The organism is Arthrobacter sp. StoSoilB5, from assembly GCF_019977235.1.
GTDB lineage: Bacteria > Actinomycetota > Actinomycetes > Actinomycetales > Micrococcaceae > Arthrobacter.
In genome coordinates, this window is record NZ_AP024646.1 from 401,204 (window position 1) to 417,901 (window position 16,698).

The 16,698-nt window shown below is 60.0% G+C and carries 12 protein-coding genes, 3 tRNA genes and 1 pseudogene; 9 read left to right on the forward strand and 7 right to left on the reverse strand.

Annotation, left to right across the window (positions count from 1 at the left end):
• Positions 1-40 precede the first annotated feature (40 nt).
• From LDN75_RS01975 to LDN75_RS01985, 3 genes are all read left to right on the forward strand, one after another.
• Positions 41-113, forward strand: a tRNA-Glu gene (locus LDN75_RS01975).
• 85 nt (positions 114-198) lie between these two features.
• Positions 199-272, forward strand: a tRNA-Asp gene (locus LDN75_RS01980).
• Between the two features lie 48 nt (positions 273-320).
• A tRNA-Phe gene (locus LDN75_RS01985) sits at positions 321-396 on the forward strand.
• A gap of 933 nt (positions 397-1,329) precedes the next feature.
• Here the strand turns inward: LDN75_RS01985 and LDN75_RS01990 are convergent.
• Positions 1,330-1,485: a hypothetical protein gene (locus tag LDN75_RS01990; protein WP_223935525.1), complete on the reverse strand. Its 156-nt coding sequence runs from the start codon at positions 1,483-1,485 to the stop codon at positions 1,330-1,332.
• A 594-nt stretch (positions 1,486-2,079) separates the two neighbouring features.
• Between LDN75_RS01990 and LDN75_RS01995 the strand changes: the two are divergent.
• A pseudogene (locus LDN75_RS01995) lies at positions 2,080-2,644 on the forward strand (recombinase family protein); the annotation flags it as partial.
• 226 nt (positions 2,645-2,870) lie between these two features.
• Here the strand turns inward: LDN75_RS01995 and LDN75_RS02000 are convergent.
• The 6 genes from LDN75_RS02000 to LDN75_RS02025 form a co-directional block, all read right to left on the reverse strand.
• Positions 2,871-3,602, reverse strand: a complete 732-nt coding sequence (locus tag LDN75_RS02000) for a hypothetical protein (RefSeq protein ID WP_223935526.1) — start codon at positions 3,600-3,602, stop codon at positions 2,871-2,873.
• A 529-nt stretch (positions 3,603-4,131) separates the two neighbouring features.
• The gene (locus tag LDN75_RS02005; RefSeq protein WP_223935527.1) at positions 4,132-6,297 is read right to left on the reverse strand and encodes a glycogen debranching N-terminal domain-containing protein; all 2,166 of its coding nucleotides are present in this window, start codon (positions 6,295-6,297) and stop codon (positions 4,132-4,134) included.
• 378 nt (positions 6,298-6,675) lie between these two features.
• Positions 6,676-7,530, reverse strand: a complete 855-nt coding sequence (locus tag LDN75_RS02010) for an SDR family oxidoreductase (RefSeq protein WP_223935528.1) — start codon at positions 7,528-7,530, stop codon at positions 6,676-6,678.
• Between the two features lie 130 nt (positions 7,531-7,660).
• Positions 7,661-9,229 (reverse strand): amidohydrolase, encoded by a 1,569-nt coding sequence (locus tag LDN75_RS02015; protein ID WP_223935529.1) that lies wholly within the window; start codon positions 9,227-9,229, stop codon positions 7,661-7,663.
• Between the two features lie 66 nt (positions 9,230-9,295).
• Positions 9,296-10,744, reverse strand: coding sequence for an APC family permease (locus tag LDN75_RS02020; protein ID WP_223935530.1), 1,449 nt, complete (start codon positions 10,742-10,744; stop codon positions 9,296-9,298).
• A gap of 46 nt (positions 10,745-10,790) precedes the next feature.
• Positions 10,791-11,588, reverse strand: coding sequence for a tyrosine-protein phosphatase (locus tag LDN75_RS02025; RefSeq protein WP_223935531.1), 798 nt, complete (start codon positions 11,586-11,588; stop codon positions 10,791-10,793).
• A 223-nt stretch (positions 11,589-11,811) separates the two neighbouring features.
• On the opposite strand from LDN75_RS02025, the gene LDN75_RS02030 reads away from it, so the two are divergent.
• The 5 genes from LDN75_RS02030 to LDN75_RS02050 all read left to right on the forward strand — a co-directional run bounded on the left by LDN75_RS02030 (position 11,812) and on the right by LDN75_RS02050 (position 16,599).
• Positions 11,812-12,426, forward strand: a complete 615-nt coding sequence (locus LDN75_RS02030; protein WP_223935532.1) for a TetR/AcrR family transcriptional regulator — start codon at positions 11,812-11,814, stop codon at positions 12,424-12,426.
• A 35-nt stretch (positions 12,427-12,461) separates the two neighbouring features.
• Positions 12,462-13,589, forward strand: coding sequence for an N-methyl-L-tryptophan oxidase (gene solA / locus LDN75_RS02035; protein WP_223935533.1), 1,128 nt, complete (start codon positions 12,462-12,464; stop codon positions 13,587-13,589).
• A gap of 142 nt (positions 13,590-13,731) precedes the next feature.
• Entirely contained in the window at positions 13,732-14,685 is a 954-nt protein-coding gene (locus tag LDN75_RS02040) for a phosphotransferase (RefSeq protein ID WP_223935534.1), read from the forward strand.
• A gap of 98 nt (positions 14,686-14,783) precedes the next feature.
• Positions 14,784-15,182: a heme-binding protein gene (locus LDN75_RS02045; RefSeq protein ID WP_223935535.1), complete on the forward strand. Its 399-nt coding sequence runs from the start codon at positions 14,784-14,786 to the stop codon at positions 15,180-15,182.
• Between the two features lie 88 nt (positions 15,183-15,270).
• Complete coding sequence (locus tag LDN75_RS02050) at positions 15,271-16,599, forward strand: aminotransferase class III-fold pyridoxal phosphate-dependent enzyme (RefSeq protein WP_223935536.1); 1,329 nt, start codon at positions 15,271-15,273, stop codon at positions 16,597-16,599.
• Positions 16,600-16,698: the final 99 nt, after the last annotated feature.

Sequence of the window (16,698 nt, forward strand, 5' to 3'; positions counted from 1 at the left end):
AAAGTGTTGTTTTTCCTCGCATAATCCGAATTGAGTTCAGGCCCCCATCGTCTAGCGGCCTAGGACACCGCCCTTTCACGGCGGCGGCACGGGTTCGAATCCCGTTGGGGGTACGCAAGGCAAGTGGTAAATCGGATGAAAAAAGTCTGGTAAGCTAGAAGCCTTGAAAAAAACGCGGTAGAGATACTGCAAACGCAAGGCCCTGTAGCGCAGTTGGTTAGCGCGCCGCCCTGTCACGGCGGAGGTCGCGGGTTCAAGTCCCGTCAGGGTCGCTCTGAGCGCCGGAAGTAATTTCGGTTCTCAAGGTGACTTGTCACCTAGGCTCTGTAGCTCAGTTGGTAGAGCGTTCGACTGAAAATCGAAAGGTCACCGGATCGACGCCGGTCGGAGCCACCAGCGAAAACCCCGCAGTTCCCAGTAACACTGGGGATTGGCGGGGTTTTTCTTTACTCCGACTGCGTACAGAAGCCAGCCTGGATCGGATCCAATCGGGAAAAATCGGAACCGCAGCCCTGGTATTCCCTTGGTAGAGCCTCGAGGTCGCCCGCGCTCGGATCTGTTGCCACGCAAACATGTATTGAGCACAAAGTGCATTCTTCGGCAGGCCGTGTCATTCAGTGCCAAGGTCCCTCCACCCCGTCATAGCATTCAGTTCATCGTCAAGGTCAGTCACTGGTTGGACGGGATGTTCACTCAACCAGGTGAGGATTGGTACCAGGTAGATGTTCAGCACGCGAGCCCGGATCGTAGACTCCAGCTCGGCAATATTTCGGATACCGTCTATCGGTGGAATCCTGATCAGGCCTCCGTGAGCGTAGTCAGAGCGTGCATCGTACCAACTAATCAGCTGCGTCCACTCGGAACACGGCTGCCCGTGTTCGTAGTTTCCGATCTGGAGGCTCTGTAGCACTCTACGATGATTATTCTTCGTTGGGTCCTTTGTCAGCGCCTCGCAGGCTTCACGATCACGGCCCGCCGGTGATAGCGCCTAAGGTACCGTACGGGTTCAGGAATATTAAATATGTTTCAACGCTCCCCCGACTAGCAGGGAGGAGGGGTCTTCGTGCGCGGAGCCGTCGCACTACGGGCAGCAAGCTGCTTCGGCTGCGGCACACCCCACGTTGGAGGACCTGTAACTCGACGAACCCTCAACCCGGGCGCTCAGGCGAGGACCTATAGGTCAATGCAATCCGTGGTCGACGCAGGGCATTCCGTGGCTATGAAGCCCAGCAGGTCTACCAGGGGATTCGAGCGGTATCCCATGAATGTAGGGCCGTTTTTCCTGATTTTGGGCAGACTTCTCCCTACCCTTCAGTAAGGCGCGTTTCGCTATTTGCTTTGCTTGTTCTTCGCCTTGGCCAACCGGACAGTGCGTTCGTTCACGCGGTCGGAGACCATGGGAAGAAGTTTGAGCACGAAGTGCCCAATCGCGACAAGCAGCGCAGGTGCGAACAGGTGTCCAGCAGAATCTGCAAGAACCTCCATGGGCGCGACCTCCCCTTCAGGTGGTGTGTCCACAAACAGATCCGCACGTTGACCACAACGGGTCGTTGCGGAATTTGGGGCGCACGAGGGCATGAAAAAAGCCGGCTGAAAAGACCGGCTGGGTTGGCATACTTCTCCAACTATCTTCAATTTACAGGACAAACCCGTGCAGAGCATTCTAGGTGCCCACCTGGGCAGACCTCGAGCAAAAAATGCGGAACGGCTCCCACCGCGGCATGAGTAGAGCCGTGGCGGCGGAGTCAGCCTGCGTCCCGAACCCCCAGGCCCTAGCTAGTAGTGGTGCCGCCATCAGGACTGGAGGGCACGGGCTTCGTCAGACGTTCGTGTCTCAGGTCTGGCTCCATTCGATATGAGCACGACGAAACTCGGGATGCGCCGCGATGCAGCGCGTAACGCTCGAAAACCTAAAGGTTTATGAGACACCTGTGGTCCGCATCCCCAAGCGCCTAGCAGCGGAACGCGGAGCATGGAATCCCGGGACTTTTCTCCACACCGGCTTGTCTCGATAAGTCGTCTCACCGCAAAGTGTCTCCATCGTCCGAGGTATGGGAGTTAATGAGGCAGAATGGCGGGATGAGGATGCTCGGGTACACGCGAGTCAGTACGGCCGTCCATGATGCGCAGCTGCAGCTCGACGCGCCCTTGTCTGTTGGTGTGCAGAAGCGGGATGTATTCGCGGATGTGACCTCGGGGAGCAGGACTGCCGTAGAGCGGCCGGGGATGAAGAGGCTTCTCGACTATGCCGAGACGGGGACACCTTAGGAGTGTGGCCGGTTGACCGTCTGGGCAGGTCCTTGATCGATGTGCTCAATACTGTGAACCTGCTGCAGGACAGGGGAGTGGCGATGCGTTCCCTTTCAGATGGGATTGACCCGGCCACCAGCACGGGCCGGCTCATGCTGAATATGCTGGCTACTTTGGCGGACTATGAACGCGAGCTGATCACCGAACGTGTGAACGCCGGTATCGCCGCCGCTAGAGGGAGGGGGACCAGGTTCGGCCGCCTGTTGTGGAGCCGTCAGTGGTTGCGGGCAAACTCGAGATTGCGGAGCAGGAACGGGCCAAGGGGCATACAGCAGAACAGGCCGCCCAGCTGGTTGGGTGGAGTCGGGCGACCCTCTACCGGCATCAACGGGCGCAAAGGGACTTAAGGCTGACCTGCCAGGCTAATGGGTATGAGTGCAGGCCAAAGTCCACCGAGCTGGACATCAATCCCTGCGGTTCAATTCAGCGATCACCGCTGGATCCGCGTCTTCTCGAAGCGGAACGACCGAGGCAAGCCAGAGCCTGGCTTCCTGCATGAGGCCCGGAATGTCTGCCTTGCAGAAGTCAGCGTGCCGCAAAACTCCATGCATCGTCATTTCTCAAGCCGCATTCAGCACTTCAGTCATTCGATCCGGGTCAGGAATGCGGATAGTGCGGAACTGTCCCGGTTCATACTCGTCCAGCGGCACGATGTGCTGCAGTGACAAAGCGGGCCACACTTTGCCGTGCGCAGAACCGCTCGCTGCACGCCAGATGCCCTCGAGAACGTCCGGATCGAAGCTAATTTCCGGTGCAGCGGCACGTAGGACCGTGAGGTGATTTGGCCTCTTCAGGGTGCTTTCAGGGAAGTTTTCCGATGCTCGACTGACCAGACGCTCATCCAGGTCACTGATGAGCTTCTTTCGGTCATGGCCAGCGACGCTCTTTCTGTGTTCCTCGTAATCCCAGCGAATAAGAGCTAAATGGCGGCGGGCGCATTCTTTTGCTGTCTCTCCGGATGACATCCAGACTGCTTGCGATGACGCTTCCATAGCGGCTCGCGCGAGGGTGAACGCCGGCCTGAATGTATGCGTCACTTCATGCTCTGGGTGGAACTTCAAGGGGGCAACCATATTGGCCCAGATCAGAAGATGCTCCACGGCAGCGGTGAGATAGGAACGATGCCAGTCCGAGGCCTTCTCATACGGGTAGAAAGCATTGATCTGTGCAAAGTTGGAACTCGGGCTCGGGCCCGGAGTTCCTGTGAGCATGTGATGAGCCAAGCGAGCCTTGTGCGCAACTTCAGTCCAGGCGAGCGAAGTTGCTTCATCTACCGGTATTCGTTTGTCCATAGCAGAACCCTACCCATGACTTTGCTCTGGCTTTGATCACAGTTCAATGCCTAGTGTCTGCGGTCATCCTGGTCGCGGGCTGCGGCTACGGCCGAGGCGCGCACCTTTCCTTCTTGGAAAGGGAATGTGTGAACCGTGCCGAAAGTTGTCTCCGCAACAAGGATTTGTGGCGGGACTTTTGGTACTACATACGGGACAGTCATGTTTCGCGAACTTGGCAGTTTCGGGGTGGGGGAGTGTCCATGCCAGGTGTCCGGGTTCTAAGGAAATGGAACACTGTCCGCGCAGGTACTTCTATCGTCGTTGTGGGCATCGCACATGCAACGCGCCGCAGACCGGAATCGGAAGGCGCAGTCGCGTTGCCGGGTCGTGGAATATGTCTCAGGCTGCGGTACCGTGGCGTTGCACGGCGCCGCAGCCTGAATGGGTGTAGATGTATCGGAGCGGCCTTCGAGTTGGAAGTCTTTATGATCCGGCCTTGTGCCAAAATCGCCTAGCCAGGGTAAGGCACTGCGATCGGTGATGGTCTCTATCGCGGCGCCTTGGTGATTCGACCTGCTTGTTCAACCAGCTCTTTCATTGAGGGCCGATGGCCGCGGTGGAAGGTTATGCCATCCGGCAGGCCTTGGATTGATGGTTTGTGTTGGGTGATATCGATCGTGATCCGGCCGCCGGCCAAGGGGGCGTTGCTGATGTGCAGGTCGCCGTAGGACGTGGGCAGTTCAGGATCCATCCAGACACCGCCGAGGGAAACGTGGGCGTCGTAACGCATCAGGCTGGTCACGAGGAGGATCGGCGCTGTGGCTGCCCAGGCCTGAGGCGAACAAGCCGTTGGGTACGGCAGTGGAGTTTCGAATTGCTCACGGGCGAAACCACAGAACAGTTCCGGCAGCCGGCCCTCCGTGAATTCTGCCGCTTCAAGCAACGCGGTGGCGATACGTTGCGCCTCCGCCACAAAACCGTAACGCATGAGTCCTTGGGCGATGATGGCGTTGTCATGGGGCCAGACCGATCCGTTGTGGTAGCTTGCCGGGTTGTAAGCGCCCATGTCGCTGGCAAGTGTTCTCACCCCCCAGCCGCTAAACATTTCCGGAGACATCAGCCGCTCTGCTACTTGCGGAGCCTTGTCTTCATCCACGAGGCCGACCCAGAGGCAGTGGCCCATGTTTGAGGCGCAGGCATCGACCTGGCGCTTCTTTCCATCCAGGGCGACGGCATAGTAGCCACGGTCCGGCATCCAAAACTGCTCGTTGAACCGCTTCTTCAACTGCGCCCCAAGATCTGCCAGTTCATCTCCCAAAACTGAATCGCCGGCGTCGTACGCCATCCACGCACGGGCCATGTGTGCCTGGTACACGTAGGCCTGTACCTCGCAGAGCGCGATGGGCGGTTCGGCCAGCGTGCCGTCAGCGAAGTTGATACTGTCCCAGGAGTCCTTCCACCCCTGGTTGATCAGTCCATGAGGGTTCAAGCGCTCATACTCTACGAATCCATCACCATCCTTGTCCCCATAATGTCGGATCCAGTCCATTGCCCGGTCTGCATGGGGGAGCAGCGCCGCAATGGTGTCCTTCGCGAAGCCCCAGCGGCTGACTTCGCCCAATATGCACACGAACAGAGGGGTGGCATCGACGCTGCCGTAATAGTTGGACTTCCCTCCCAGGGACAGCCCGCTGGAAATATCCAGCCGGACTTCGTGCAAAATCTTTCCCGGTTCCTCCTCGCTCAGAGGATCCACTACCCGGCCTTGTCGGTCTGCCAGCGTCTGTAACGTGCCCAGAGCCAAGGAAGGATCCACGGGCATGGCCATTTGTGAGGACAGCAGCGAATCCCGGCCAAACAGGGTCATAAACCAGGGCGCCCCTGCGGCCACCACCACACGATCCCGATGGTGCGGGTCTTCGATCCGCAGGGCTCCCAGATCGTCGTAGCTCCGCCTCAAAGTCCGTTCGATGGAGCGGTTCCCAACGTGTACCACAGGGATTTTCGCCACCCACTCCTGCCGGCGGCGGTCACTCACGGACATCCCGTCCGTATCAAGATGAACGAACGACGGCGGCGTCGGGCTTGTCCCCTCCTTGCTCGGCACGGCCGTGAAGGTGCAGCTCCACTGGCTGTGCGGAGCAACTGTCAAGCTGTACGTAAGGCTATCCGGTGAGACATCGGCGCCGGGAGCGAGGACGAGAATACCCTTCCGGACTTCGTGCCAGGAGGCCCGGATGATCAGTGAGGCGCCGTCCACATCGCGTGAATGGTTCCAGCTCCTCTGGACCCGCCCGTCCTTTACTTCAAAAAGATCGGCGAAATCTGCCTCCACCTTCAAAGAGACAACGCAAACGGCAGGCTCCTTCGAGTAATTGTGCAAGGTGACCTGCTCCTGAATGCCAGCGCCCACTTCACGCAGGCGCTCCACAATCAGCGGGCTATCCGCATAGCCATCCCCACGAGGAACCCGCCCGGCAAACAGGGCTCGATATGGCTCCTTCGTTTCCGAGCCCAGCGGTTCAACGTGCTGGCCATTAACTGTCAGGACCCACCCCGACACAATGCGGGTGTCCTGGAAAAAGACACCATGAGGATGTTCGGACTGGATGTCCCCGTTCGCCATTGAAATGCAAAACGACGAACCCTCGACTAGCGTGACTGTTCCTGCCCCAAGCGGACCTGCAGCCGTGTCAGCGTTCCATCCAGCCATGTCGCTCCTTTGGACGACTCCTCCAAGCCCCTCAGCGCACATACAGTCCCAATGTTCGGAAGCGAGGCAGGTGTCCCTCGTTGCCTTATTGCCTTGGACGCTACTCTCAGTAGCTCCTTGACGCTAGGAGCAATGGCCCTGGTTGAGGAGCAGGGGTCGCTTTTGGGTTAGCCAGACCGGTCAGGTTAAGCGCCAGATGCTGAACCAACCGAAAGGATCACTGAACTCGAAGCTGCCCACGGCCAAATCCTCATAGAGACAACCGAACGGAAGTCACCCTTCACGAAGGGACTGGAAAGAAGTTTAAGGGCCCTTCTCGGTTGAGAAGGGCCCCTTAATGCGCACAGCTGCCAGCTTTTTCCTTGGTGCGGAACTGCGCTACTTCGCTGCAGCCATGTGTGAGGGTATTTCCGGGGATCTGTTGTTCTGGCTGTTGGAACCGACCGTCACTCGCGGGTCGAAGGCGATCGCGCTTGGTTCAACAGCCACTAGCCCGCCGTCGACGGGGATCGTGGCGGCGTTGATGTACGACGCTTGGTCCGATAGCAGCCAGGAGATGAGAGCGGCGACTTCGGACGAAGAGCCGGGGCGTCGGCTGGGAACGAAGGCCGTCGCCAGCTCATAGGCGTCTTCGCGGCTGACGCCGAGTTCGGAACCGAATTCGCTCATTTCCATGTCTGCCATTTCGGTCCGGGTCCACCCTGGGCATACGGAGTTGGCCCGGATGCCGTCCGGCCCGTAATCAATGGCGACGGACTGGATCAGCATTGCCAGCGCTGCTTTGGTGGCGTCGTAGCCGGCGATACCTGCTGTGGCCCGCAGTGCAGCGGCGGAGGCGACGCCGACAATGGCTCCTTTGGTGGCCAGGAGGTGCGGCAGGGCTGCCCGGATCAGATAGAACGGCCCTGACAGATTCGTGCTGAGCATTGCATCCCAGTCCTCATCGCTCAGGTCACCGGCCGCACCGGGGCGGACGATTCCGGCGTTGAGCACTAAACCGTTGAGGGTCCCGAACCGGTCGATGGTCTCGGTGACCAGTCGCTTCATGTCCGCATCTGAGGAAACATCGGCAATTATCGGATGTGATCCTGTGCTGCGGGCTACCTCATTCAGGACATCGGGGCGTCGGCCGCAGATGACTACTTCCCATCCTTGGTCTCGAAGCGTTGCTGCGGTGGCGGCGCCAATGCCCGTACCTCCGCCGCTGACAATCGCGACTGAAGAGTTGTTCATGTGTAATCCTCACGTGAGGGGCGGCCGTGGGTAGGCCCACGGCCTGCCCGCTTAGGCGAAATGGGTGATTCTGGGGTTGTCGAGGGCACGGTGACGGTCAGCGTTCATCGTGCCCTCGACGTGTGCCAGGTCATTGCCTGTGGAACACCGTTTCGCCTTCGAAGACGGTGCGTATCACTTGCGTGGCCCCTATTTCATCGACGGGTACGTCAAAGAGGTTCCGGTCCAGGACGATGAAATCGGCTGCTTTCCCTACTTCAAGGGAGCCTTGGTGTTTTTGCTGGTTGACGGCCCTGGCACCGCTGATGGTCATCGCTTCAAGGGCGGCCGGGAGGTCGATGGATTCGCTGGCGTGCTGCAGCATGCCTTGAAGTGCCGGGAAGAGGTTGGGATCGGAGGTGATGATCCAGTCCGATCCGACGGTCATGTGTGCATCATTCTTGAGCACGGAGTTGAAGTGGTAATAATCGGTTAGTCCGTATTCGGGCACGTGCCAGATGGCCGGGGACATTTCGGCGACGACGTTGTGTTCTTGGAGGCGGCCGTAGTCGCTGGGACTGATGAACCCGGCATGTGCGATTTCGTGGCGAGGGCCGTCGGGACCGTTGATGGTGCGGACTTTTTCGATGGCATCCAGGGCCCGGCGGGTGGATCCTTCACCGGCGCAATGGATTTTGACGGTGAGGCCGGCGGCGTCGAATTCAGCGAGCCTGGTCACGAATTCCTCTTCGGGAACCAGGATGTTGGTTTCGTCAACCGCCCCGTCTTCAGTCAGGTCGGCCTGAGTGAAGTTTGGCGGCAAGGGTGCCCCGTCCAGCCAGACTTTGATGAATTTTGTGTCGACGTGTTGTGAGGCCCATTCGTCCCGGGATTTGATCGTGGATTCGAGAACGTCGAGCGTGGCCATGCCGAAGCCTTCATCGCGCCACACCAGGTGCGCCGCGATACGGATCTTGAGTTGGTTTTCCTGGTCCAGATCGCGGAACGCCCGCAAGGCTTGTGGGGATGCGGAAGCTTCCTGCACGGAGGTGATGCCGAATTCGTGGCAGACCGATACCGCCCAGGCGATGGCTTCGGCATTGGTGGTGCGGGAGTAGTCCGGAATCGACCGTAGAACAGGCCAGCGGGCCTGTTCGACCATCTCACCGGTCAGTGCGCCGGTGGCTTCGTCCCGGATGTAGCGTCCCCCGGGAGGGTCGGTGATGTCCTCGGAGATCCCGGCCAATTCGAGGGCTTTCGAGTTCGCCAGGCCGTGGTGGATCGTGTAGTCGTACAGGAAGACCGGCTGATCGGGGAAGGCCTCATCCAGGAAGTCCTTGGTGACGCCGGCGGGTCCCAGGTCCGGTGGGAAGAAGTCGCCGCCAAGAACCCAGCTGGTGCCGTCCGCTTCGACGGGGCCGCTGCAGTTGCACGAGCGGATGTCTTCGATGACCCGCTGCTGGTCGCCGCCGGGGCTCAGCCTGGGCTCGAACCGGAATTTGAGGCCGCTGAACAGCAGATGCAGGTGTGCATCGTGGATGCCCGGCATCATCATCCGGCCCTCAAGGTCCACGATCTCGGTATCCTCGGTAATCCTGGGCCGGATGTCCTCTTCAGTTCCGATGGCCACTATTAGCCCGTCTTCGACCAGCAGGGCTTCCGCCCAGGGCTGGTCAGGGTTGACTGTGTAGATTTTTCCGTTCGTGTACGCAGTACTCACTCTGTAGTCCTTCCAAGCAAATGTGGATCTCTTGCCGTCCTCGGGAACGTGACGACCGGGCAGGAGTTAGACGTTCTCTTTGGCGTAGTCGATGCTGCGTTTGGCCTTGCCGAATACCAGGCCGGCAACGATCAGGACCGGAATCAGGATGAGCAGCCACTTCGCGGCGGCGTTGTCAGGGCCGATCAGTGAGTCGTAGTTCTCGATGGTCACGTATCCGATGTAGGAGAGGATCAGCGTGGAGAGTACAGGGGCGATTTTGGTCGCCCAGATGTTGGATGAGTCTTTGGTCCGGACGAAGAACACGACGATCGATATGGACGTCACGATCAGGATGGTGATGAACGCCGCGGTTGCCAGGGCACTGAACCAGGCGAAAACGACCGTGATCGGGTCGGCGCCGAAGAGCAGGAAGGCGACAACGACGATGCCCACGGCGATGCCGTTGGTCAGGGCAGCGGGGGCGGGGCTTCCGGTTTTAGAGACTGCGGCGAGCCGGGTGGGCAGGACGCCGGCGCGGCTCAGGGCGAAGAGGTAGCGGGCGAACATGTTCATCAGGCCCAGGAGCATGGCCAGGTAGCTGGTGACGACCAGGACCTGCATGGACATGCTTAGGGCGTCGCCGCCGCTGGCGCTGGCCAGGTTGAAGATGAACCCTGCAGGGTCCTCCGTGGCGGTCTGCTGGATGTTGTCGACGCCGATGGCGCCACCGATAACCCAGATGGAGAGGGTGTAGAAAATGCCAACGAAGGCGATCACGGCATAGAGGGCCCTCGGGATGGTTTTGCGGGGGTTGACTGCCTCTTCGGAAAACACGACCGTGGCTTCGAAGCTGGTGAAGCACAGGAACGCGAACAGCAAAGCGATGCCCAGGCCCGGGCTGAAGAGGTTTTCAGCAGTGAAACCGGAAACCGAGAAGACCTCAGGGCCTTTGCTGGCTACGAGGGCGATGACCAGGGCGGCGACAACGAGGGTTTCGCCGATGATGAGGACAGCAAGAAGCCGGATGCTCGCGTCGATGCCCCGCATGGTCAGTGCCGTGGTGATGACGAGCAGCACGATGATCCAGACGACCGGGGGAACGGCGAGTCCTGTGAGGCTCTCAAGCAGCTGCCCGGCGAACACCCCAAACTGCGACCATAGCCCTACCTGCAGGCTCAGGTACATCAGTACCGCCAGCCCGGCACCTGCTGTGGCCCAGGGCGTGCCGAGGCCTTTCGCGATGTAGGCAACAAAGCCGCCGGCGTTGATGACGAATCGGCTCATGCGCAGGTACCCGACGGAGAACAGGGCGATGAGCAGAGCGGCGATGGCGTAGATGAGTGGGGCTGCGCCTCCTACAGAGGCGAAGACAACGGGCCCGGTTCCGACGACCGCTGCCATCGGCGCTGCGGCGGCGATGACGAAGAAGGCGATGGCGAAGACACCGAGTTTGTTGGAGCGAAGGTGACCTGGTTGCGGTGCAGGAGTGTTGGACGGCGTCGTTGCCGGCAACTCGCTGACGTTATCAATCATGGGGTTTCTCTTTCAAAAGGGCGGCCGTGGCCGTGGCCCGGAGTCCTCAGACGAGGAGACGGGCCTGGAGTTTTTGGCTGAGTGCCGGGGTGAGCCCGAGGCCGTCTTCCAGGTAGGAATGGCGCGTTCCCCAGGTGTTTTCGACGCTGCACCAAGCGGCTTCGAGATAACTGGGTCGGGCTTCCAGCAGGGGCGTGATGATGGTGCGCAGGTGCTTGTCGATGGGTGGGACGTCCCCTGCGGTGTTGCGGATGAGGTACTGGTTTTCGGGTAAAGAGCTTCGGGTGTAGTCATCGCGGATTACGGATTCGGGTACACCCAGGGCGGTCAGGAGCACGGCTATGGCCCAGCCGGTCCTGTCTTTTCCTGCCGAGCAGTGGACGACCACGGGCAGGTCGCCGGTGGCCAGGGAGGTAAGGAAGTTGGCAAATACTGAAGGGTTGCCGGCGATGTCGTTTGCGTAGAGGCGGTGCATCGCTTCTTCAGCTTCTTCGGCGGAGAGGGTGTCGGCCAGTTCTGTGAGCCGGCCTTCCCGGACTGCCGACCAGAGAACGGCATCCCTGCCGTCCTTGGATTGGAGGGGCGTTTGGACGCCCTTCCAGGTAGGAACAGTGCGGTCTTCGGCGTGTGATTCCCAAGGGTTGCGCAGATCAATGAACTGCAGGCCTGCGGCGCGCAGCAGCTCACGGTCCTGGGACGTAGCGGACCCGAAGTGTCCACTCCGGTAAACCAGTCCTTCAGCGAGGCGGGATCCTCCGTGGGCACGCAGACCACCAATGCTCCGGAAGTTCCGGACGCTCTGCAGGGCCATGGATGCACCCGACCCGACTGTGACCTGTTTCATACAGCAAAGCTAAACCCTGTATGTGTCGTTCGGCAATAGAACATGTTAATTCGATGTTAAACACCTAGTCCAAAAGATGGTCATACTGTTCAATGTTCTTGTGCGGCGGTTCATCGTCAGACTTTGCCAGCTGTTACCAAAGTTTGGACTGAGTGTTCACTTTTAGGATTGGGTGTGCAATCATGTGAAGAAGGTCACCTTATTACCCAAGCAAAGGACGAAAATGAGCGCCGCTGACAAGCCCCTTTCGGTACGGGAACGGAACCGCATGAGGACCCGTGGAGACATCCTGGACACCGCAGCGGAGCTTCTGGGCTCCGAGGGGTATGCCGCCACGGTCATAGAAGTTCTCAGCCAACGATCGGGTGTTTCGCGTGGGACGATCTACTCCCACTTCCCAGGCGGCAGGGAAGAGATCGTCCGGGAGGTGTATCTCCGGATCGCCGATGGAGTCTACGTGCGGGGTATCAGCCTGCGCGATGCGCTGACCCATCCCAGCGAGAGGATCACCGCTCTGGCGTTCGCTTTGGTGGAGGCCACGAAGGAGCCAGCGGGCCGGTTTTATGGCGTCATGGGCCCGGACCTGGTCTCGGCGCTGTCCGGTGTCCTGGGTTCGACGTCCCGTTCCTTTGAGGAACTGATTGCCCAGGATTTGAAGCACGCTCAAGAGGACGGGACCTTGGATGCGGACGCACCAACAGAGGTCCTGGCCGCAACGATTACCGGGGCTATCCGTGCCGCCGGAGCGGCTGCAGCAGGCAAACCTGAGAACGCTGAGCAGGCTGTCGAGGCTGTGCGGCTGCTCATTGATGGACTTCTCGTACGAGCTACTGTCTGACCCGCCACTGGGTCAAAACACCAACGGAGGAACTTGTGTCTGAACAACATTACGATGTCATCGTCATCGGATTGGGCCCGTGGGGCTCCTCGGCGGCATGGCATCTGGCGGCCCGCGGCAAGACCGTGCTGGGCTTGGATCGATTTGCACCTCCGCATATGCACGGCTCGCACGGTGGAGCTACAAGGTTGGCACGTCAGTCCAGCAGCGCCGGAGCGCAATACACGCCCTTTACCAAGCGGACCTTCGAACTGTGGGATGAGCTGGCCGCGAAGACCGGGACCCGCTTGTTGGAGCGATCGGGAACGGTGTTCGTCGGTGAACCCGGGTCTATGTGGTTCGACAAGACCGTCGCTTCCCTGGGGTCTTCTGACTTCGAATATGACGTCCTTGACGGCAAGACAGCACATGAGCGTTTTTCCTGGGCCCGCATCGCCGACGAAGAAGTCGCCGTGTGGGAACCAAACGGCACGGTCGCCCTCGTCCACCCAGCCATCGAGGCACTCCAATCTGAGGCCCGGCGGCTGGGGGCAACCCTGCGGACAGGGGAGGCCGTTCTGGGCTGGGACGAGACGGCGTCGGGCATCGTTGTGAACACCGAGCGGGGTAAGTACAGCGCCGACAAAATTGTGGTGACCGTGGGCGCCCGAGCCAACCACTTGATGCAGCTGGATCTGCCCTACAAGGTGGACCGTCAGGTGCTGGCCAACTTCCGTCAGGCCGGGCCGCCGAAGCCGGCCATCTACTTCGCGAAGCCGCCGGGATCGGATGAGGCGCCGTCCTACGGTTGCTCTGAGCCCAGTGGTGACTGGAAATTCTCCGTCCCTGGAAAGGGAAACTGGATCGACCCCGAGGACCTCAGCCAGGACCTCCGTCCCGGAGACCTCGAACGGATCCAGGACGTGCTGCGCGACAGGCTTCCGGAGATTGACCCCAACCCGGTGTCCACCACGGTGTGCATGTGGGCCGAAGTCGAGGACGGTCACTGGGTCATCGGCGAGCACCCCGAGTCATCGAATGTGGTGATCGGTACCGGCGACATGGGCCGGGGATTCCGTTATGCGGCGGCTGTCGGTGAAATGTTGGCCGACCATGTTGACGGCGTTTCCCGACCGGAAACCAGCCTGTTCCTGCCTTCACGGTTCGTTACAGCAAAGGCATGAGAAATGTCATCCGTTGATGTCCTGACCGCACCGTTACAGAGCTTGTGGGAGCTCGTAGAACAGTGCGAACAGTGCAGCCAGGACGGTCCCCGACAACAACACAGTGCACCTGCATTCCAAATTCGAAGGACATCCAACTCTAATGACCATCGTCCCTGATACCGAAATCACCAGCATTGAGGCGGTGCTTTCATCCTCCCCGGAGTGGGGTGGCTGTCATGTCACCGCGCGTTCGCTCTCGGGCGGCCAGGCACATAAGAACTACCTGGTCGAAGACGGGCAGCGCCGCTGCGTCGTCAAGCTCTGGAACAACTACTGGGAAACAGTAGGAGTTCTGCCAGCAGCGCAGGTCGTGCTGGAGAACACGAAGATCGCCGCTGACATAGGCGTCGGCGCGCCGGTGATCACGGTCTCCGCCGAACCTCTGGCGTTGGCCCTGGACTTCGTCGCCGGCGGCCATCCCAAGCTCAACGCTGACGAGGACTCCATCGCCCGGCTCGTCCCCGCGCTGCACCGGCTGCACCATTCAGGCCGCCGCTTCCTCAACGACATCAATCCCTTCGACCAAGCCAAACAAAGGATGGCCGCGGCGAAAAGCCACGGCATTGAACTTCCCCCGGGAGCGAGGGCCATACAAGCGCTGATGGACCGCCTTGAGACGGTCCTGGCACTGAATCCAGCCCAGTTCGTACCCTGCCACCTGGATATTTGGGATGCGAACATCATCAAGCAGACCTCCTCGATGACGTACAACATCATCGACTGGGACCTCGCCGGCAACTCAGACCCCTGCTACGAAGTCGGCTTTGTTGCCGCTCAAAACGGGTTCGGACAAGAAAAAGCCCACGCCCTCTTCCAGGCTTACTTCGGAAACGGGGACCCTGTGAAAATCGCCCGCGCACGGCTTTTCATGGCAGTGGCCCATTGGTCCAACAGCGGACTGTGGATCACCGCACTGGGCAACGCCCGACCGAACGACGACGCCGACTACGCAGGGGAACTGCGAACCAGCTGGGAAGGGCTGATCACGGAAATCACCTCCCCTGACTTCCCTGAACTGATAAAGACCGCCGCGACACCGGCAGCACTCGTCTAGACAAAAACCACCGCCCGACGGGTCGATAACACAGGCTGACTAACCATCAGCCGTGACAACTACGCCCAAAAACGGGAAATAACCAACAGGAGCACCACATGAACGACATCACCGAACAACAAGCACAACAGGTACTCGAAGCGGCACGCGAAGCAGCACGCTCCTCCGACACCCTGATGAACATCGCCGTCGTGGACGCCGGCGGAAACCTCAAAGCCTTCGCCCGCATGGACGGTGCCTGGCTGGGCAGCATCGACATCGCCATCAAAAAGGCACGCACAGCGCGGTACTTCGACATGCCCACCGGAGACATCGGTGCCATCTCCCAGCCCGGCGGTTCACTGTTCAACATCGAAGTCTCCAACGGTGGCCTGATCACCTTCCCCGGAGGCATCCCGTTGACCAAGGACGGTGTCATCATCGGTGCGATCGGCGTCAGCGGCAGCACCGTGGAAAACGACCACCTGGTTGCCACAGCCGGCGTCAACGCCCTCTAGACCGTTGCCGGGTCAGGCCATCGACCGTCCGGCCCGGCAACGCCCCACGTTTCCCGATTCGAATCCGCACCAACGGCCAAGGACAGCAATGACACTCGAAACAGCCACAGAACCGGCCCCCGAGGCCATCCTCCAGGAAAGCCTCATGGAACGCCGCGAACGCACCATCGGGCCTCACTCGCCGTTGTTCTATGCCACGCCCTTGGAAATTGTGGCCGGTGAAGGAGTGTGGGTCGAAGACGCCGCCGGCAAGCGGTACCTGGACGTCTACAACAACGTCCCCCACGTCGGACACTCCAACCCGGACGTCAGGGATGCGATCACCAACCAGCTCCAGAGAATCAATCTTCACACCCGGTACCTCAACTCCGGAGTGGTGGAGTACGCCGAAAAGCTCCTCTCACTTTTCGATCAGCCACTGGAAAGAGTGTTCTTCACCAACAGCGGCTCGGAAGCGAACGAATTGGCCTTAAGGATCGCAAGACAGCACACCGGCAACACAGGCGTCCTTATTTCCGACCACAGCTACCACGGCAACACAACGACCCTGGCCGAGCTGACCACTGGTCTTCACGTCAAGGAACCCCTCGGCGCCAACGTCCGAGCAATCCGCATTCCGGATGCCGCCGGACTCACAGCTGCCAAGCGAAAGCGTGTCCTGACGGAGGCGCTGCGCGAAGTCGACGCAGCAATAGCCTCACTCCAAGCAGAGGGCTACGGCCTCTCCGCCATCCTCTACGACCCGCTGTTCTCCACCGAAGGGCTGCTGAAAACCCCCCAGGGCTATATTGAAGCTGTCACCGACCGTGTCCATGCCGCTGGCGGCCTGGTCATCGCCGACGAGGTCCAATCCGGCTTCGGACGCATCGGCACCCACATGTGGGGACACCAGGCTTTCGCGACCACCCCAGACCTGGTCACACTCGGCAAGCCCATGGGCAACGGCTATCCCGTAGGTGGCGTCGTCACCACCTCGGCCCTCCTGGAGGAATTCGGGGAAAACAACACCTACTTCAACACCTTCGCAGGAAGTCCGGTGTCCTCCGCAGCAGGCCTTGCCGTCCTGCGCGTCATGGAAGAACGGGGTCTGCTGGAAAACGCCCACCAGCTGGGTAAATACATCGCTGACGAACTCGCCGCCCTGGCCAAAGGCAACCCCCGGATCAAGAACGTCCGCGGCAGCGGACTCTTCTTCGGTCTGGAGCTGGTGAACCCTGAGGACTCGACACCGGACCCTGTCATCACCAAGGCACTCACTGAAGAACTACGCACACGCGGCGTTCTTATCGGAAAGATCGGCCGCCACGAAAACGTCCTCAAAATGCGACCGCCGATGGTCTTCGACCGTGAAAATGCCGAATACATGATCGAACAGCTTCGCCTGGCCCTGGAAACACTCGAAGGTCGTACCGCATGAGTAGATTCCCCACACCAACGACGTAGCCCGGAACCCCCGGTCCCGCCCCGCACGTCCTGCCATCGAACAGCAACCACCGAATCAGCTCCACAAATTTTC